At 73.4% G+C, this 15776-nt stretch carries 16 protein-coding genes and 1 tRNA gene; 9 read left to right on the plus strand and 8 right to left on the minus strand.

Features of this window, described 5'->3' with window-relative positions; genetic code table 11:
- Positions 1-80 precede the first annotated feature (80 nt).
- A tRNA-Pro gene (locus D9753_RS04795) sits at positions 81-154 on the minus strand.
- Positions 155-258: 104 nt separating this feature from the next.
- Between D9753_RS04795 and D9753_RS04800 the strand changes: the two genes are divergently transcribed.
- Together D9753_RS04800 and cobF are read left to right on the plus strand one after the other, a co-directional pair.
- Entirely contained in the window at positions 259-765 is a 507-nt protein-coding gene (locus D9753_RS04800; protein WP_121785862.1) for a DUF309 domain-containing protein, read from the plus strand.
- A 67-nt stretch (positions 766-832) separates the two neighbouring features.
- On the plus strand, positions 833-1606 hold the full coding sequence (gene cobF, locus D9753_RS04805) for a precorrin-6A synthase (deacetylating) (RefSeq protein ID WP_205614059.1): 774 nt from the start codon (positions 833-835) through the stop codon (positions 1604-1606).
- Between the two features lie 243 nt (positions 1607-1849).
- Here cobF and D9753_RS04810 read toward each other — a convergent pair whose 3' ends face one another.
- The 4 genes from D9753_RS04810 to D9753_RS04825 all read right to left on the minus strand — a co-directional run bounded on the left by D9753_RS04810 (position 1850) and on the right by D9753_RS04825 (position 6346).
- Positions 1850-2629: a cobalt-precorrin-6A reductase gene (locus D9753_RS04810; protein WP_121785864.1), complete on the minus strand. Its 780-nt coding sequence runs from the start codon at positions 2627-2629 to the stop codon at positions 1850-1852.
- A 92-nt stretch (positions 2630-2721) separates the two neighbouring features.
- Positions 2722-3495 carry a sulfite exporter TauE/SafE family protein gene (locus D9753_RS04815; protein ID WP_121785865.1) on the minus strand — a complete coding sequence of 258 codons (774 nt, stop codon included), beginning with the start codon at positions 3493-3495 and terminating at the stop codon, positions 2722-2724.
- Positions 3496-3578: 83 nt separating this feature from the next.
- Entirely contained in the window at positions 3579-5090 is a 1512-nt protein-coding gene (locus D9753_RS04820) for a long-chain-fatty-acid--CoA ligase (RefSeq protein WP_121785866.1), read from the minus strand.
- A gap of 68 nt (positions 5091-5158) precedes the next feature.
- On the minus strand, positions 5159-6346 hold the full coding sequence (locus tag D9753_RS04825; RefSeq protein ID WP_121785867.1) for a thiolase family protein: 1188 nt from the start codon (positions 6344-6346) through the stop codon (positions 5159-5161).
- Between the two features lie 146 nt (positions 6347-6492).
- Here D9753_RS04825 and D9753_RS04830 point away from each other — a divergent pair, with 146 nt between their 5' ends.
- From D9753_RS04830 to D9753_RS04845, 4 genes are all read left to right on the plus strand, one after another.
- Entirely contained in the window at positions 6493-7302 is an 810-nt protein-coding gene (locus D9753_RS04830) for an alpha/beta hydrolase (protein WP_121785868.1), read from the plus strand.
- Positions 7303-7386: 84 nt separating this feature from the next.
- Positions 7387-7878 carry a Dps family protein gene (locus D9753_RS04835; protein ID WP_121785869.1) on the plus strand — a complete coding sequence of 164 codons (492 nt, stop codon included), beginning with the start codon at positions 7387-7389 and terminating at the stop codon, positions 7876-7878.
- A gap of 31 nt (positions 7879-7909) precedes the next feature.
- Entirely contained in the window at positions 7910-8254 is a 345-nt protein-coding gene (locus D9753_RS04840) for a DUF3140 domain-containing protein (RefSeq protein WP_121785870.1), read from the plus strand.
- A 233-nt stretch (positions 8255-8487) separates the two neighbouring features.
- Positions 8488-9282 carry an SAM-dependent methyltransferase gene (locus D9753_RS04845; protein WP_121785871.1) on the plus strand — a complete coding sequence of 265 codons (795 nt, stop codon included), beginning with the start codon at positions 8488-8490 and terminating at the stop codon, positions 9280-9282.
- 17 nt (positions 9283-9299) lie between these two features.
- On the opposite strand, the gene D9753_RS04850 is transcribed toward D9753_RS04845, so the two are convergent.
- A complete protein-coding gene (locus D9753_RS04850) occupies positions 9300-10154 on the minus strand; it encodes a Cof-type HAD-IIB family hydrolase (RefSeq protein ID WP_121785872.1) in 855 nt (284 codons plus the stop codon).
- A gap of 399 nt (positions 10155-10553) precedes the next feature.
- On the opposite strand from D9753_RS04850, the gene D9753_RS04855 reads away from it, so the two are divergent.
- Genes D9753_RS04855 through D9753_RS04865 form a run of 3 tightly spaced genes read left to right on the plus strand, consistent with a single transcriptional unit; the run spans position 10554 to position 13679 of the window.
- Positions 10554-11957, plus strand: a complete 1404-nt coding sequence (locus tag D9753_RS04855) for a type I glutamate--ammonia ligase (protein WP_121785873.1) — start codon at positions 10554-10556, stop codon at positions 11955-11957.
- A gap of 2 nt (positions 11958-11959) precedes the next feature.
- On the plus strand, positions 11960-13135 hold the full coding sequence (locus tag D9753_RS04860) for an amidohydrolase family protein (protein WP_121785874.1): 1176 nt from the start codon (positions 11960-11962) through the stop codon (positions 13133-13135).
- A gap of 16 nt (positions 13136-13151) precedes the next feature.
- Entirely contained in the window at positions 13152-13679 is a 528-nt protein-coding gene (locus D9753_RS04865) for an NUDIX hydrolase family protein (protein WP_163010906.1), read from the plus strand.
- Between the two features lie 59 nt (positions 13680-13738).
- Here the strand turns inward: D9753_RS04865 and D9753_RS04870 are convergent, their stop codons facing one another.
- The gene (locus tag D9753_RS04870) at positions 13739-14320 is read right to left on the minus strand and encodes a nitroreductase family protein (protein ID WP_121785876.1); all 582 of its coding nucleotides are present in this window, start codon (positions 14318-14320) and stop codon (positions 13739-13741) included.
- A 102-nt stretch (positions 14321-14422) separates the two neighbouring features.
- The gene (locus D9753_RS04875) at positions 14423-15763 is read right to left on the minus strand and encodes an aminotransferase class V-fold PLP-dependent enzyme (RefSeq protein WP_240468044.1); all 1341 of its coding nucleotides are present in this window, start codon (positions 15761-15763) and stop codon (positions 14423-14425) included.
- Between the last annotated feature and the right edge of the window lie 13 nt (positions 15764-15776).

Raw genomic sequence — 15776 nt, forward strand, 5'->3', positions numbered from 1 at the left:
CCCGGACGACCGACCCGGGAACGATCGAAGGCCGGTCACGGATGTCTCCGTGACCGGCCCTGTTCTACGACTCTCACGAGTCGGGACGACAGGATTTGAACCTGCGACCCCTTGACCCCCAGTCAAGTGCGCTACCAAGCTGCGCCACGTCCCGTCGCTCTCTCCCGCGGTGCCCCGCGTGATCGTGCGGACAGCACTTTACCCCACGCCACGGAATGTGCCGAAGGAGACCGGGTGGAACGGGGGACAATCGGCCGTATGACGAACGCGGACGCATCGGACGCCAGGGACCGGGACGTGGACGGGCGGGCCCGGAACTCGCGGCCCCGGGACGGGCTGGGCCGGCCGCTGCCGTACGGCGCCGAGGGTGTGCCCCGGCAGCCGGAAGGGCTCGTACGAACGCCGCGGGAAACGGTCTCCGAGGCACAGGTGCTGCTGGCCAAGGGGCGGCCCTTCCACGCGCACGAGGTCTTCGAGGACGCCTGGAAGTCGGGCCCGCCGGACGAGCGCACGCTGTGGCGTGGGCTGGCCCAGCTAGCCGTGGGGCTCACCCACGCGGCCCGCGGGAACGCCTTGGGCGGGGCCCGCCTGCTGCGGCGGGGTGCGCACGCCGTCGAGGAGTGGCAGACCGGGCGGGGCGAGGACCGGCCGTACGGCATGGACCTGCCGGGGCTGACCCGGTGGGCCGTGGAGCTGGCCGAACGGGTCGAGCACGACTCGGCACCGGTGGACGCGCGGACCGAGGCGCCCCGGCTGGGCCCCTGACCGGTAGGCCGTCGCGGCGTGCGGAGGCGGTGGACGCACTGTCAGTGGCATGCGGCAGACTCGGGGCGTGCGAAAGATTCATGTCATCGGTATCGGCGCGGGCGACCCCGACCAGCTGACCCTCCAGGCGGTCAGGGCGCTGCGGAGCACGGACGTGTTCTTCCTGCTCGACAAGGGCGAGGTGAAGAGCGATCTCACGCGGCTGCGCCTGGACATGCTGGACGCGCATCTGCCGGCGGGGTCGTACCGGGTGGTGGAGGCCCGTGACCCGGACCGGGACCGGAAGGCGGGCGGGGCGGCCTACTCACCCGCCGTCGGGGACTGGCGCAGCGCCCGCGCCGGGATCTACCAGCGGCTGATCGCCGAGGAGCTGGACGAGGACGGCACCGGCGCCTTCCTGGTCTGGGGGGATCCGGCGCTGTACGACAGCACGCTGGGCATCCTCCAGGAGGTGCTGGAGCGGGGCGAGGTGGAGTTCGCGTACGACGTGGTGCCCGGCATCAGCAGCGTCTCCGCGCTGGTCGCCCGGCACCGCACGGGTCTGAACCGGGTCGCCGGGCCGGTGCAGATCACCACCGGGCGGCGGCTGGCCGAGGGCTTCCCGGAGGGGGTGGACGACGTGGTCGTGATGCTGGACGCCCACCAGGCCTTCCGGCGGTACGCCGACGAGGACATGGACATCTACTGGGGTGCGTACATCGGCACGCCGGACGAGATCCTCGTCTCCGGTCCGCTCGCCGAGGCCGGTCCGCGCATCGAACGGGTGCGGGCCCAGGCGCGGGAGCGCAAGGGCTGGATCATGGACACGTATCTGCTGCGCCGCCACCCCGCGAAGGACTGACGCCCCCGCCCGCACCAGGCGCCCGCCGCCACTGCCGTACCGGCCGCCACCGGCACCCGTACCCGCGCGCACCCGCCACACCGACCGTGCCCGGTGACGCCGGCACCGGCCGCGGCCGCCGACGCCCGGGGACGCACCGCCGCGCACCCGTGCCCAGCCCCCGCGCCCCCGCGCCCGGTCAGCGGGCCGCACTGTCAGCCGGGCACAACCGTCAGCCAGGCGTACTGTCGGCCGACGCACCTGTCAGCCGGGCGCACCCCGCCCCTCCCCGGAGCCCGCTGTCGCAGCGAGGCCCAGCCGCTCCAGTGCCCCCGCCACGTCCGGCACCGCCTGTACGCCCTCCGGCAGCGGTGGCCGGCGGACGACGAGCACGGGGAGCGCGAGATCGCGGGCGGCGGTGAGTTTCGCGGACGTGGCCGCACCGCCGCTGTCCTTGGTGACCAGGACGTCGACGCGGTGGGCGCGCAGGAGTTCCGTCTCGTCGGCGACCGTGAACGGGCCCCGGGCCAGGATGACCCGGGTGTCCGGCGGCAGGGGCGGTTCGGGCGGCTCGACCGACCGGACGACGAAGTGCAGGCCGTTCAGGTGGGCGAACGCCGCGAGGCCGAGGCGCCCGGTGCTGAGGAACGCCCGGCGGCCGAGGCCCGGCAGGATCTCGGCGGCCCCGGCCAGGGACGGGACGTCGTACCACCGGTCGCCCGGGCCCGGCCGCCAGCCGGGGCGGCGCAGGACGACGGCGGGGACGCCCGCGGTCCGGGCCGCCCGGACGGCGTTGGCCGTGATCGACTCGGCGAAGGGATGGGTGGCGTCCACCACGGCGTCCACCTGGTGTGCGCGCAGCCAGTCGGCGAGCCCCCGCTGGCCGCCGAAGCCGCCGGTCCGCACCTCACCGGGCAGTGCCGCGGGCCGGGTGACCCGGCCCGCGAGGGAGGTGGTGACGCGGACCCCGGGGCGGGCGGCGAGGTCGGCGGCGAGGCGGCGGGCCTCGGTGGTGCCGCCGAGGATCAGCACGTGCGCGGGCATGGGGTGAGCGTACGAGGCAGACGGCCCGGCCGGCCGCCCGGGTCCCCACGGACCGGTCACGCGGCCGCCGGGCCGGGCAGGGACCCGACGGCCTAGCGGAGCAGCAGTTGCAGACCGCCCACGACGGTCGCCGCGATCACCAGTTGTTCGAAGAGCCGCTGGTTGATCCGGGGCACGGCCCACTTGCCGAACAGGGCGCCGGGCACCACGAACACCGCGAGCGCGGCGTCCAGGAGCAGGGAGCGGCGGTCCATCAGGCCGAGGCCGACGCTGAACGGCACCTTGGACACGTTCACGATGAGGAAGAAGAAGGCCGAGGTGCCGAGGAAGCCGAGTTTGCGGAAGCCGGTGGAGAGCAGGTACAGCGACATCACCGGTCCTCCCGCGTTGGCGACCATCGTGGTGAACCCGCCGAGGACGCCGTACGAGCGTGCCTTGACGCGGCCCGCCCGGGTGGTGACCGCGTCCGGCGCCTGAGGGGTCCCGGCCGTCCGGCGGCGCCACACCGTCACCCCGGCCATCAGCAGCAGGATCGCGCCGATCGAGGTCCGTACGACACCGTCGTCGGCCCACACCAGGAACAGGGTGCCCGCCACCACGCCCACCGCGACGGCCGGGAACAGGCGCCACAGTGTCGGCCAGTGCGCGTGCCGCCGGTAGGTGGCGACGGCGAGCAGGTCGCCGGCGATCAGGACGGGCAGGAGGACTCCGGTGGAGGCCCGGGCGGGCAGGACCGCCGCGAAGACCGCGAGACTGACCGTGTTGGCCCCGCTCACGGCGGTCTTGGAGAAGCCGACGAGGAGGGCGGCGGCGGCGAGCGCGGCGAACTGCCAGCCCGAGAGGTGCCAGAGCGTCATCGTGTTCATGGAGGAACCGATGCTATGCACACGCATGCGTTCCGCGTAAGCGGCGTCTCGCCGTCCGGTCCCCGGGCCAGGTGCCGGTGCCGCTACCGGCCCGTGTACCGCGCCCGCAGTTCCCGCTTGAGCACCTTCATGCTCGGTCCGAGCGGCAGCGCGTCGGTGAACTCCACGCGCCGCGGGTACTTGTGCCGCCCGAGGTGCTGCTTGGACCACTCGGTGAGCTCGGTGGCGTCGGGCGTGGTGCCCTGCGCCGGGACGACGACGGCGCACACCTCCTCGCCGTGCAGTTCGTCGGGGAGGCCGATGACGGCGGCCTGGGCGATCTCGGGGTGGCGCATCAGGACCTCCTCGACCTCGCGCGGGTAGACGTTGTAGCCGCCGCGGATGATGACGTCCTTCTTGCGGTCGACGATCCGCAGGAAGCCCTCGTCGTCCTTGGTGCCGAGGTCGCCGGTGCGGAACCAGCCGTCCACCACGGCTTCGGCGGTGGCCTCGGGGCGGCCGAGGTAGCCGGAGAAGACGTTGTGCCCGCGGACGACCACCTCGCCCAGCTCGCCGGGCGGCAGGAGTTCGATCCGGCCCTCCAGCTCGGCGCGGGCGATCTCCACGTCGATGCCCCAGAGGGGGTGGCCGATGGTGCCGGCCTTCGTGCCGAACACCGGCTGGTTGACGGTGGCGGTCGGTGAGGTCTCGGACAGGCCGTACCCCTCGTAGATCTTCGCCCCGAACGCGGCCTCGAACCGCTCCAGTACGGCGACCGGCAGCGAGGCGCCGCCGGAGACGCACACGCGCAGTTCGGGCAGCCGGTCGGCGTCCGCCGCCGCCGCGGCGAGGGCGACGAACATGGTGGGCACGCCGTGGAAGGTGTTCACGCCCTCCCGCACCATCAGCGCGAGGGCGCGGGCGGCGTCGAAGCGGGGCAGCAGGACGAGCGTGGCGCCGCCGCGCCAGGTGGAGTTGAGCGACACCGTCTGACCGAAGGCGTGGAACAGCGGCAGCGCGCCGAGTGCGATGTCGTCGGGCCGGATGTCGTTGGCGTCGAAGGCGTTGACGGTCGCGTTCATCACCAGGTTGAAGTGGCTCAGCACGGCGCCCTTGGGGACGCCGGTGGTGCCGCTGGTGTAGAAGACGACCGCCGGGTCGTCGGCGGCCCGGGTGACGTACGACGGCAGCGGTTCGGCGTCGGCCGTGAGCTTGCCGAACTCCTCGCCCAGGGTGAGGGCCCGGATTCCGGCGGTGCCGGCGGCGGCTCGGCCGGTGTCCGCCTGGGCCGGGTGGACGAGCAGCAGGGTGGCGCCACTGTCCTTCAGGACGTGCTCGACCTCTTCGGCGGAGAGCAGCAGGTGCACGGGGACGACGACTGCGCCGGCCGCGGCGATCGCGTAGTAGGCGACCGGGAAGTCGGCGGTGTTGGGGGCCATCAGGGCCACCCGGTCGCCGGGCCGGACGCCGAGGCCGGCGAGGGCGCCCGCCTGCGCCAGCGCCCGCTGCCACACCTCGGCGAAGGTGAGCCGCAGGTCGCCTTCGACGAGGGCGGTCCTGCCAGGGCGGCGCCGGGCGTTCTCGGCGAGGATGGCGGCGACGGACAGGGTTGCCATGGAGTGCTGCTCCGTTTCCTTGCGGCTCGTACTACCGATCCCCTTGCGGGGCCCCCGTTGCGGGCGGCTCAGTCCCTTTCGACCAGCACCGCGCTGCCCTGCCCCACTCCCACGCACATGGTCGCCAGCCCGCGCCGCGATCCCGTGCGCCGCATGCGGTGCAGCAGGGTGGTCAGGATGCGGGCGCCCGAGCAGCCGAGGGGGTGGCCGAGGGCGATGGCGCCGCCGGTGGGGTTCACCAGGTCGGGGTCGATGCCGAGCTGGTCGACGCAGGCGAGGGCCTGCGCGGCGAACGCCTCGTTGAACTCGGCCTCCTGGAAGTCTCCGGTCTCCCAGCCGGCGCGGCCCAGCACCTTGCGGGTGGCGGGCACGGGACCGAGGCCCATCACGTCGGGGTGGACGCCGGCGGAGGCGCCCGCGACATACCGCCCGAGGGACTCCAGGCCCAGCTCGTCGAGGACTTCCTCGCTGACCAGGAGCAGGCCGGCGGCCCCGTCGTTCATCGGTGAGGCGTTGCCGGCGGTGACGGTGCCGTCCGCGCGGAAGACCGGCCTGAGCCGCGCGAGCTTCTCCAGCGAGGTGTCCTCGCGGACGCACTCGTCCTGCTCGACCAGGAGCCCGTCCGGGCGTTCGACGGGCAGGAGTTCGTCGTCGAAGTGGCCGTTCTTACGTGCGGTGGCGGCGAGTCGGTGGCTGCGCAGGGCGAACTCGTCCTGCCGGGCGCGGGAGATGCCGTGGCGGGCGGCGACCTCCTCGGCGGTCTCACCCATGGCGAGGAGGCCGTGCAGCTCCTTCATGGCGGGGTTCACCAGCCGCCAGCCGAGCCGGGTGTCGTGGGTCTCGATGCGCTGGGGCAGGGCCTCGTCGGGCCGGGGCAGGACGAAGGGGGCGCGGCTCATGGACTCCGAGCCGCCCGCGATCACGACGTCGGCCTCGCCGGCGGCGATGGTCCGGGCGGCGGTGGTGACCGCTTCGAGTCCGGAGGCGCACAGCCGGTTGACGGTCGCGCCGGGCACGGAGTCGGGGAGCCCGGCGAGCAGGGCGGCCATCCGCGCGACGTTGCGGTTGTCCTCGCCGGCCTGGTTGGCGGCGCCCCAGTAGACGTCGTCGATGCGGGCCGGGTCGAGGGCGGGCACACCGGCAACCAGGTGGCGGATCACGGTCGCCGCCAGGTCGTCGGGCCGGACGGAGGAGAGGGCTCCGCGCAGCTTGCCGATGGGGGTGCGGCGGGCGGCCGCGAAGTGGACGGGACGCACGGCTTGGACTCCTGACCTACGACGCTGTGGATCAGCACGGACCGGTTCTGCACCTGTTAATTAGCACTGCTAGTTTTCGACTATAGACCTCCGGCCGCCCCGCTGGGAAGATTCCCCCGGCCGTCACCGACTCCGCTGGAGGAGACATGCCCCACGTCCGCGAGCACCTGCTCGACGGCACGCACGGACCTCTCGCCGTGCACGAGTGGCCGCACCCGGCGCCGCGCCGCCTCGTCATCCTGGCGCACGGGTACGGCGAGCACGCCGGGCGCTACGCGGAACTCGCCGCCGTCCTCACCGGGCACGGCGCCGCCGTGTACGCACCCGACCACACCGGCCACGGCAGGTCGGCGGGCGAGCGGGTGCTGATCGAGGACTTCGAGGACGTGGTCACGGACGTGCACCGCGCGGCGGACCTGGCCCGGGCCGCCCACCCCGGCCTGCCCCTGGTGTTGATCGGTCACTCCATGGGCGGCCTCGTCGCGGCCCGGTACGCCCAGCGGTACGGCGACGAGTTGAGCGCGCTGGTGCTGTCGGGTCCGGTGATCGGCGCCTGGGAACTGCCGGGGCGGCTGCTCGCCCTGGACGAGATCCCGGACCTGCCGGTCAGCCCGTCCGCGCTCTCCCGGGACCCGGCCGTGGGCGCCGCGTACGCGGCCGATCCGCTGGTCTGGCACGGGCCCATGAAGCGGCCGACGCTGGAGGCGTTCGCCCGGACCCTGGAGACCGTCGCCCGGGGCGGTGACGTCGGGCGGCTGCCGCTGCTGTGGCTGCACGGGGACGACGACCGGCTGGTGCCGTTGCCCGGCAGCCGGCCCGGGGTGCGGCGGCTGAGCGGCGGCCCGCTGACCGAGCGGATCTTCGCCGGGGCACGGCACGAGGTGTTCCACGAGACGTGCAAGGAGGCGGTCCTCGCGGAGACGCTGGACTTCCTGAACCGGGTGCTGCCTCGCTGATCAGCGCGTTTGCCCCCCGGTGCGCCGGGGCACCCGCCCTTTCGGACGTGACCCGGAATGCTGACGAAAGGGGACCGACCCACCATGACCGTGGTCAAGAGCACGCTGCCCGAGGAGGCGCTCCGCGCCGCCGGGACCGCCCTCCAGGACACCCTGGTCGACCTGCTCGGACTGTCACTGATCGGGAAGCAGGCGCACTGGAACATCGTCGGCCCGCGCTTCCGGTCGATCCACCTCCAGCTTGACGAGGTGGTCACCACCGCCCGCGACCACTCGGACACGGTCGCCGAACGGGCCGCCGCGCTGGGAGTGTCGCCGGACGGCCGGCCGGAGACCATCGCCGCGGCCTTCGCGCTGCCCGGCACCAAGGACGGCTGGCAGCGCGACACGGAGGTCGTGGAGCTGATGGTCGAATCGCTGGGGACGGCCGTCGACCGGCTGCGCGAGCGGATCGAGGCCACCGAGAAGGCCGACCCGGTCAGCCAGGATCTGCTGATCACCATCACTGCCGACCTGGAGAAGCAGCGCTGGATGTTCCAGGCCGAGAACCACTCGCCCGAGCAGGCCTCCAGCTAGCGCGTCCGCCCGCACGACGGAAGGGAGGACCATGGCCGACGCCCTCGAACTCGACGCGCTGTGGGAGGACTTCCACCGCGTGGTCAACATGACCTCGGCGGAACTGGCGGCCTGGCTGACGGTCCGGGACGCCGCCGAGGAGACGGAACCGCTGCCGGAGGCGTCGGGTTCGCCCACCGGACGGCATGTCCTCGCGATCCTCCAGAAGCGCCGTACCGACCTCACCGAGGACGACATCCGGGTGATGCACCGGGTCGTCGACACGGTCGACGACCCGGCGGACCTGGAGAACGAGCCCGCACCCGAGACCACGCCGGAGGACACCCGCCGCCGGCACCGGCTGATGACGCTGGGCCACGACCCGCTCAGGCCGTAGGCGGGCAGCCGCCCGCGGGTACCCGCGAGGCAGGGCGCCGGCCGGCTCCCCGGATCACACCGGGAAGCCGGCCGGGTACGCCGAACGGCCCGTGCCGTCCGCCGTGTTGGCGTGGGCGGCACCCGGCGGGCAGGCGACCGGCGCCCGTCCGCGCCGTGCCGCGTGATCGTGTCAGACTGCTCCCCGCACGTCCCGGAGCGACCACCGGGACCGGACGCGCGGAGGAGCAGCACGTGACGGGGACCGAGCCGGACAGCCAGCACATCGACACCACCCGGCCGCATCCGGCACGGGTGTACGACTGGTTCCTCGGCGGCAAGGACAACTACCCGGTCGACGAGGAACTGGCCCGCCGGATCACGGCGATCGACGGGGGCGCCCCGAAGGCCGCCCGCGCGAACCGGGCGTTCATGCGCCGGACCACCCGGGCGCTGGCCGCGGAGGCGGGGATCCGCCAGTTCCTGGACATCGGCACCGGCATACCGACCGAGCCGAACCTGCACCAGATCGCCCAGTCCGTCACCCCGGACGCCCGGGTGGTCTACGTCGACAACGACCCCATCGTGCTGGCCCACGCGCACGCGCTGCTGCGCGGCACCCCCGACGGTGTGACGGAGTACGTGCAGGCCGACGCCCGCGATCCGCACACCATCCTCGAACAGGCCGGCCGCGTGCTGGACTTCGACCGCCCGGTGGCCCTCTCCCTCATCGCGCTGCTGCACTTCGTCGCCGACGAGGACGGCGCCCACGACCTGGTGGCCGCCCTGGTCGACGTGCTGGCGCCGGGCAGCTTCCTGGCGCTGTCGACCATGACCGCCGACTTCGACCCGGAGAACGTCCACACGGGCATCGCGGCCTACGCGGCGGGCGGAGTGACCCTGGTCGCCCGCTCGCACGCCGAGGTGGGTGTCTTCTTCGAGGGACTGGAACTGCTGGAACCCGGGATCGTGTCCGTGGCGGAGTGGCGCCCGGAGGAGGAACCGCGGGAGCGGATCTCGCTGTACGGCGGGGTGGCGCGAAAGCCCTGACGCCGGACGCCGCCCGGCTACAGTCCGAGGACGCGGGCGATGGTGCGCGGTACGCCGTCGTCGTTGTTGGACGGGGCCAGGTGGCGGGCCCGGCGGATCACCTCGGGGTGGGCCCCCGCCATGGCGAAGGACCAGTCGGCGGCGTCGAGCATCTCCAGGTCGTTGAGGTAGTCGCCGAACACCATGGTCTGCGCGGGGCTGATGCCGAGCGCCCGCTGGAGGGCGCGCAGGGCCGTGCCCTTGTTGGCGGTGCGGTTCATGACGTCCACCCAGTGCTCACCGGAGACGACGACCTGGTGCGTGGCGGCGAACCCGGCGAGGGCGGGGGCGGTGGTGCGCTCGGCGGGCCCGAAGTCGAACAGGGCCACCTTGATCATCTCGTCGTCGACGGCGGTGACGTCGTCCACGATCCGGTGTTCGGCGTAATAGGTGCGCACCTCGGAGAGGAACGCCTCGTCGGTCCGCTCGACGTACGCCGCCCGCTTGCCGCAGACGACCGCGCCGACGTCGGCGCCGCCCGCGACCAGCCGCCGTACCGTCCGGGCGACCGCGGCGGCGACGGACCGGTCCAGCGGGTCGGAACTCAGCTCCACACCGTCGCGGACCACGTACGTGCCGTTCTCCGCGATGAACACCATGCCCTCGGCGACGTCGGCGAACTGCCGGGCCAGCGTCGCGTACTGACGGCCGCTGGCCGGGCTGAACAACACTCCGCGACGGCGCAGTTCGGCGAGCATCGGCCACAGCCCGCCGGGTATCCGCTTGGCGTCGTCCAGCAGCGTGCCGTCCATGTCGGTGACGATCAGCCGGATGTCGGCGGGGCCGGCACGCAGGCCGGACGTGTCGTACAGGGGCGCGGGCGTGGCGGGCATGTCCTGCTCTCGGTCGGGGGCCGGGCTACCGGTCCAGTGTTCCTCATGCCCACGGCACGCCCGGGACCGGCGGGGACCCGGTTCGCGCACGTGCCCGGAACCGCCCAGGGTGCCCGTTTCCCGGCACGGGCGATCAGCGGGCGGCACAATGACGACGGAACACCGCACGGTTGAAGGGCGGACATGTGAGCGAGGACCACGCCCCACCGGCCGCCACCCGCGGGCCCGCCGGACCCGTCGCCCTCCCCGGCGCCCCGGAGCCGGCCGCGCCCGGCCTCGTGCCCCATCCGGGGTGGCGCGCCGGGCCGGCGCCGGCCGCACCGGTGCCGCGGTCCGGCACGGCCGCCGTGCGACCCTGATCCCGGCCGCGTGCGCCGCCGAGCCCGCCGAGGAGGACGTATGACGACTTTGGCCGACCCCGTGCCCGGCGGCCGTCCCGCGGATCTGCGCCGGGTCGCGCCCCTCACCGCCGGCCTGGCCGCGCAGGGCGTGCACGGCATCGTGCTGGGTTACGTCGACACGGCGGGCGTCGGCCGGGTGAAGACGATCCCGACGGCCCGGCTGGAGGCGGCCGTGTCCTGGGGCGTCGGCATGTCCCCGGTGTTCGACACGTTCCTCGCCGGCGACTCCGTCGTCACCACCGACGTCCTCGGCTCTCCCGACGGCGATCTGCGGCTCTACCCGGACCTGGACCGGCTGGTGGCGCTGGCCGGGCAGCCCGGCTGGGCGTGGGCGCCGGTGGACCGGATCACCCAGGAGGGCACCCGGCACCCCGGGTGCAGCCGGACCTTCCTGCGCCGGGTCGTCACCGACGCCGCCGAACGGCACGGCCTCGCCCTCAAGGCGGCGATCGAGATCGAGTGGTCGGTGGGCGCCGGCTCGGCGCCCACCGGGGAGTTCGTGCCGGCGGTCCACGGACCGGCGTACGGCGCGATCCGGCAGGTCGAGCTGAGCGACTACACCGCCGACCTGCTGGCCGCGTGCGCCGCGCAGGACGTGGACGTCGACCAACTGCACCCCGAGTACGCGGCCGGCCAGTTCGAGATCTCGGTGGGCGCGCGGGACCCGGTGGCCGCCGCCGACCGCAGCGTGCTGGTCCGCCAGACCATCCGGGCGGTGGCCCAGCGGCACGGCCTGAGGGTGTCGTTCGCACCCGCGGTGACCGCCGAGGGCGTCGGCAACGGCGGCCATCTGCACCTGTCCTGCTGGCGCGACGGGGTGAACCTGCACGCGGGCGGCGACCGCCGGTACGGCATGACGGCCGAGGCGGAGGCCTTCGCCGCCGGGGTGCTCGCCCGCCTCCCCGCGCTGACGGCGGTCACCGCGCCGAGCCCGGCCAGCTATCTGCGGCTCAGACCCTCCCGGTGGGCCGGGGCGTTCACCGCCTGGGGCCGCGAGACCCGCGAGGCCGCGCTGCGCGTGATCACGGGCACGGCGGGCCGTCACACCCAGGACGCGAACCTGGAGGTCAAGCCGGTCGACCTGGCCGCCAACCCCTATCTGGCCCTCGGCTGCGTGATCGCCGCCGGACTCGACGGCATGACGGCCGACCGCGTCCTTCCCCGGGAGATCACCGGCGACCCGGCCCGGTACGGCCCGCAGGAGGCGGCGGCCCTGGGCGTACGGCGGCTGCCGCGGTCGCTGCCGGAGGCCGCCGAGGAGTTCCGCACGGACCCGGTGCTGCGGGCGGCGCTGGGCCCGGTCCTCGCGGACGCGGTGACCGCCGTACGGCTCGGCGAGGCCGCGGCCGTCGACGGCCTCGACGACAACCGGGTGGCGGCGGCCTACCGCTGGAGGTACTGACCATGGCCGCAGCGGGACCGGTCCACGAGGCCCTCGCCGCGCTGCCGCTGGTGGACCACCACTGCCACGGCGCGGTGACGGCCGATCTGGACGCCGGGGACTTCGAGTCGCTGCTCACCGAGGGAGACACCTGGCCCGGCGTCTCGACCTTCGACAGCCCCGTCGGCGTGGCCGTCCGCCGCCACTGCGCACCCCTGCTGGACCTGCCCCGGCACGCGCCGCCCGCCGACTACCTGGCCCGGCGCGCACGACTGGGCTGGCAGGAGGTGAACCGGCGCTTCCTGACGGCGTCCGGGACCGGGGTGTTCTGCGTGGACACCGGCTACGCCCCGCACCCGGTCACCACCCCCGCCGAGCTGGCCGCGGCGGCCGGCGCCACCGCCTGCGAGGTCGTACGGCTGGAACAGCTCGCCGAAGCGGTGGCCGCGCGGGGCGTGCGGGCCGGGGAGTACGCGGCCGTGCTGCGCGCCACCGCCGAGGAGGCCGTGCGCCGGCCGGGCGTGGTGGCGGTGAAGTCCATCGCCGCGTACCGCACCGGCTTCGCCCTGGACCCGGAGCGCCCGGCGGACACCGAGGTCACGCGGGCGGCCGGGCGCTGGCTCGCGGGCGGCGGCCGGCTCACCGACCCGGTGCTGGTCCGGCACCTGCTGTGGACCGCCGTCGACCTGGGGCTGCCGCTCCAACTGCACACCGGTTTCGGCGACGCGGACGTACGGCTGCACCGCGCCGACCCCGCACTCCTCGCCGACTGGCTGCACCGGACCGCCGGCACGATCCCGGTGCTGCTGCTGCACTGCTGGCCGTACCAGCGCCAAGCCGCCTGGCTGGCCGCGGTGTTCGAGCAGGTGTACCTGGACGTCGGCCTCGCCCTGCACCACACCGGCCCGGCCCGCTGCCGGGCCGTGCTGGAGGAGGCGCTGGAGATCACGCCGTTCCGCAAGCTCCTGTACAGCTCGGACGCCTACGGTGTGGCCGAGTTCCACCACCTGGGCGCCCTGTGTTTCCGGCAGGGGCTCGCCGGTCTGCTCCAGGACCGTGTGGACGCCGACGAACTGAGCCTGGCCGACGCCCTGCGCATCGCGGCCTGGACGGGCCGCGACAACGCCCGCCGGCTGTACGGACCGCCCGTATCCGAACCGGCCCGCGATCCCAGCGGGCGCCCCACCCGGAAAGTATGATCAAGCAATGTCTGACATGACCGAAACCACGCCCGGCTGGCTCACCTCGGACGAGCTGGAGATGGCCAGGGCCCGGATGCCGATCCTGTACGTCGAGGCCGTGCCCGTGCGCGTCGACGACAGCGGTGAAGTCACCAGCATCGGGCTGCTGCTGCGCATCGGCCAGGACGGAACGGTCAGCCGGGCCCTGGTCTCCGGCCGCGTCCTGCACCACGAGCGGGTACGCGACGCGCTGTTGCGCCATCTGGAGAAGGACCTCGGCCCGGTTGCCCTCCCCCGCGTCCCGGCCTCGCTCCAGCCCTTCACCGTCGCCGAGTACTTCCCGACGGCCGGCATGACCCCGTACCACGACCCGCGCCAGCACGCGGTCTCCCTGGCCTACGTCGTCCCCGTGACCGGTGACTGCCGGCCCCGCCAGGACGCGCTGGACCTCGTCTGGTTCAGCCCCCAGGAGGCCGCCTCGCCGGCGGTGCAGAACGAGATGCCGGGCGGGCACGGGGCCCTGCTGAAGCAGGCGCTCGCCCATGTCGGTGTCGTGTCCTGAAACGACCGAGGCGGCTTCGGATCGCCTCCGAAGCCGCCTCCGACCGGCGAACGGCTCTCCTACGTGCCCATCAGTTCGGGGGCGAAGACGGAGATCCGGTCGGTGACGTCCTCGGGCACCCGCCGCTTCGACGGCCCGACCCGCTGCGGCGTGCCGATGTACAGCCAGCCCAGCAGGCGTTCCTCCCGGCGCAGGCCCAGGATCCGGCGCACCGGTCCGGACTCGGTGAAACTGTCGGTGCGCCAGACACTGCCGAACCCACGGGCGTGCAGCAGCAGTATCAAGGAGCTGGTCATGGCGCTGGTCGCGGCGAGCTGTTCCCATTCCGGGACGGGACCGCCGTGACCGGTGTCGTCCCGCACGGGCGAGAACACCAGCGTGGCGAGAAGGGGTGCTCTGGGGGCCTTGGCCTCCATCTCGTCCCGTCGCGCCCCGGACCCCGCACACCCCTCGGCGAAGCAGCGCCCCAGGGCGACGCGGCCTTCGTCGCGTACCAGGATCCACCGCCATGGCCGGAGCCTGCCGTGGTCGGGCGCTGTGGCGGCCGCACGCAGGAGATACGCGAACTCTTCGTCCTGCGGAGCGGGTTCGACCAGGTGATGTTCGCTGCGGCGGGTCAGCACGGCCGTCATGACATCCATTGATGATCCTCCTCTACGTACCGGAACCAGAGGGGCGCTGCTCTTCGCGTGGCGGGGCCGGAGCGTGCCGGTGATCCGGGGGTGGCCGGTGATCGCGGACCGTCAGGCCAGGGACCGTATGACCTTCAGCGCCCTGTCGATGTCCTCCGGGAAGTTGACGATTCCGGCCGACAGGCGCACGTGCGGAACCGCGTACGGCGTGCTGCTGGCGATGACCCGGTTGTCGCGCAGGATCCGCACCACGTCCTCGGGCTTGTAGCCCCGTACGTCGAAGCAGACGATGCCCGCGGACAGTTGGGGGTCGAGCGGCGTGTGCAGCGTGACGTGGTTCATGCGGGCCAGACCTTCCTTGATCTGGCTGTTCAGCCCGGCGATGCGGTCCTGGACCCGCTTGCGTCCGATCTGCCGGTGGAAGCGGAAGGCTTCGACGGTGGCCCACTGGTGCTCGTAGGCGAAGAAGCCTCCCGGGCTGACCCACGCGGCCCGGGTCGGGCCGGCGGGTGGGCGGCCCTGCCGCCAGGCGTCGAGCGTCTCGCCGGCCATCAGGCTGGGGATCGTCGGCTGGAGAAGCGCCCAGTTCTCCGGCTTGGCCCAGATGATTCCGGTCCCGTGCGGTCCGAGGATCCACTTGTGCGTTCCCGCGGAGAAGAAATCACAGCCCATCTTAGCGACGTCCTCGTCCACCATGCCGAAGCCGTGGACGCCGTCCACCACCAGAAGGATGCGATCCGCTTCGTCGCGGTTGCGGTTCAGGTCCTTGATGGCGGCCGCGACCTCGGCTATCGGCAGCCGCACGCCGGTGCCGGAATGGACCCAGGTGACGCCGACGACCCGGGTCCGGGGGCGCACGGCGGCACCTATCCGCGCGATGGCCTCGTCCGGGGAGAAGTTCAGCGACGATTCGTAGAGCGGGATCTTGCGCATGCTCGCGCCCCACTTGGCGGCGGCCAGACGAATGGATTCGTGGTGCGGGTAGAACTCGTGCGTGGTGGTCAGAACCTCCTGACCGGGCTTCAGCCGGAGGCCGTTGTAGATGAGGGCGAGCCCCATCGTGGTGCTGCTGGTCAGGGCGATCTCGTCCGGCTGCCCGCCGACGTACTCGGCGGCGGCGGCGCACACCTTGCGCCACAGCATGTCCTCGTCGCGCGCGAACATGTTGTCCTCGAGGGAACTGTACGGATTCTCGTCGAACGCCTTCCGGTATTTCGCGATCGCGGCGCGGACGGGGGCCGGGTTCGAGGCGAAGAAGAAATTCGACAGATGGGCGAGGTCGGGCGAGAGCAGGAACTGCGCACGGACGGACTTCCAGTCGTGCGGCACGAAGGGCTGGGGCGCGGCGCCCTTCGTCGCGGCGGCGGCATCCCCGCTCCCCGCTGCCCCCAGGGCCAGCGAGGAAGCCGCGATGCCGGAGCCGGCCAGTATCTTGCGACGCGAAAGAGACACGATCACTCCTCCA

The sequence above is a fragment of the Streptomyces dangxiongensis genome (genome assembly GCF_003675325.1).
Classification (GTDB): domain Bacteria; phylum Actinomycetota; class Actinomycetes; order Streptomycetales; family Streptomycetaceae; genus Streptomyces; species Streptomyces dangxiongensis.

What these genes read in the sequence shown, in the direction of transcription:
- D9753_RS04800 (WP_121785862.1), top strand. Translation starts at nt 259, where the DNA reads ATGACGAACGCGGACGCATCGGACGCCAGGGACCGGGACGTGGACGGG.
- D9753_RS04810 (WP_121785864.1), bottom strand. Translation starts at nt 2,629, where the DNA reads ATGCCCGCGCACGTGCTGATCCTCGGCGGCACCACCGAGGCCCGCCGC.
- D9753_RS04815 (WP_121785865.1), bottom strand. Translation starts at nt 3,495, where the DNA reads ATGAACACGATGACGCTCTGGCACCTCTCGGGCTGGCAGTTCGCCGCG.
- D9753_RS04820 (WP_121785866.1), bottom strand. Translation starts at nt 5,090, where the DNA reads ATGGCAACCCTGTCCGTCGCCGCCATCCTCGCCGAGAACGCCCGGCGC.
- D9753_RS04830 (WP_121785868.1), top strand. Translation starts at nt 6,493, where the DNA reads ATGCCCCACGTCCGCGAGCACCTGCTCGACGGCACGCACGGACCTCTC.
- D9753_RS04835 (WP_121785869.1), top strand. Translation starts at nt 7,387, where the DNA reads ATGACCGTGGTCAAGAGCACGCTGCCCGAGGAGGCGCTCCGCGCCGCC.
- D9753_RS04840 (WP_121785870.1), top strand. Translation starts at nt 7,910, where the DNA reads ATGGCCGACGCCCTCGAACTCGACGCGCTGTGGGAGGACTTCCACCGC.
- D9753_RS04850 (WP_121785872.1), bottom strand. Translation starts at nt 10,154, where the DNA reads ATGCCCGCCACGCCCGCGCCCCTGTACGACACGTCCGGCCTGCGTGCC.
- D9753_RS04855 (WP_121785873.1), top strand. Translation starts at nt 10,554, where the DNA reads ATGACGACTTTGGCCGACCCCGTGCCCGGCGGCCGTCCCGCGGATCTG.
- D9753_RS04860 (WP_121785874.1), top strand. Translation starts at nt 11,960, where the DNA reads ATGGCCGCAGCGGGACCGGTCCACGAGGCCCTCGCCGCGCTGCCGCTG.
- D9753_RS04865 (WP_163010906.1), top strand. Translation starts at nt 13,152, where the DNA reads ATGACCGAAACCACGCCCGGCTGGCTCACCTCGGACGAGCTGGAGATG.
- D9753_RS04870 (WP_121785876.1), bottom strand. Translation starts at nt 14,320, where the DNA reads ATGGATGTCATGACGGCCGTGCTGACCCGCCGCAGCGAACATCACCTG.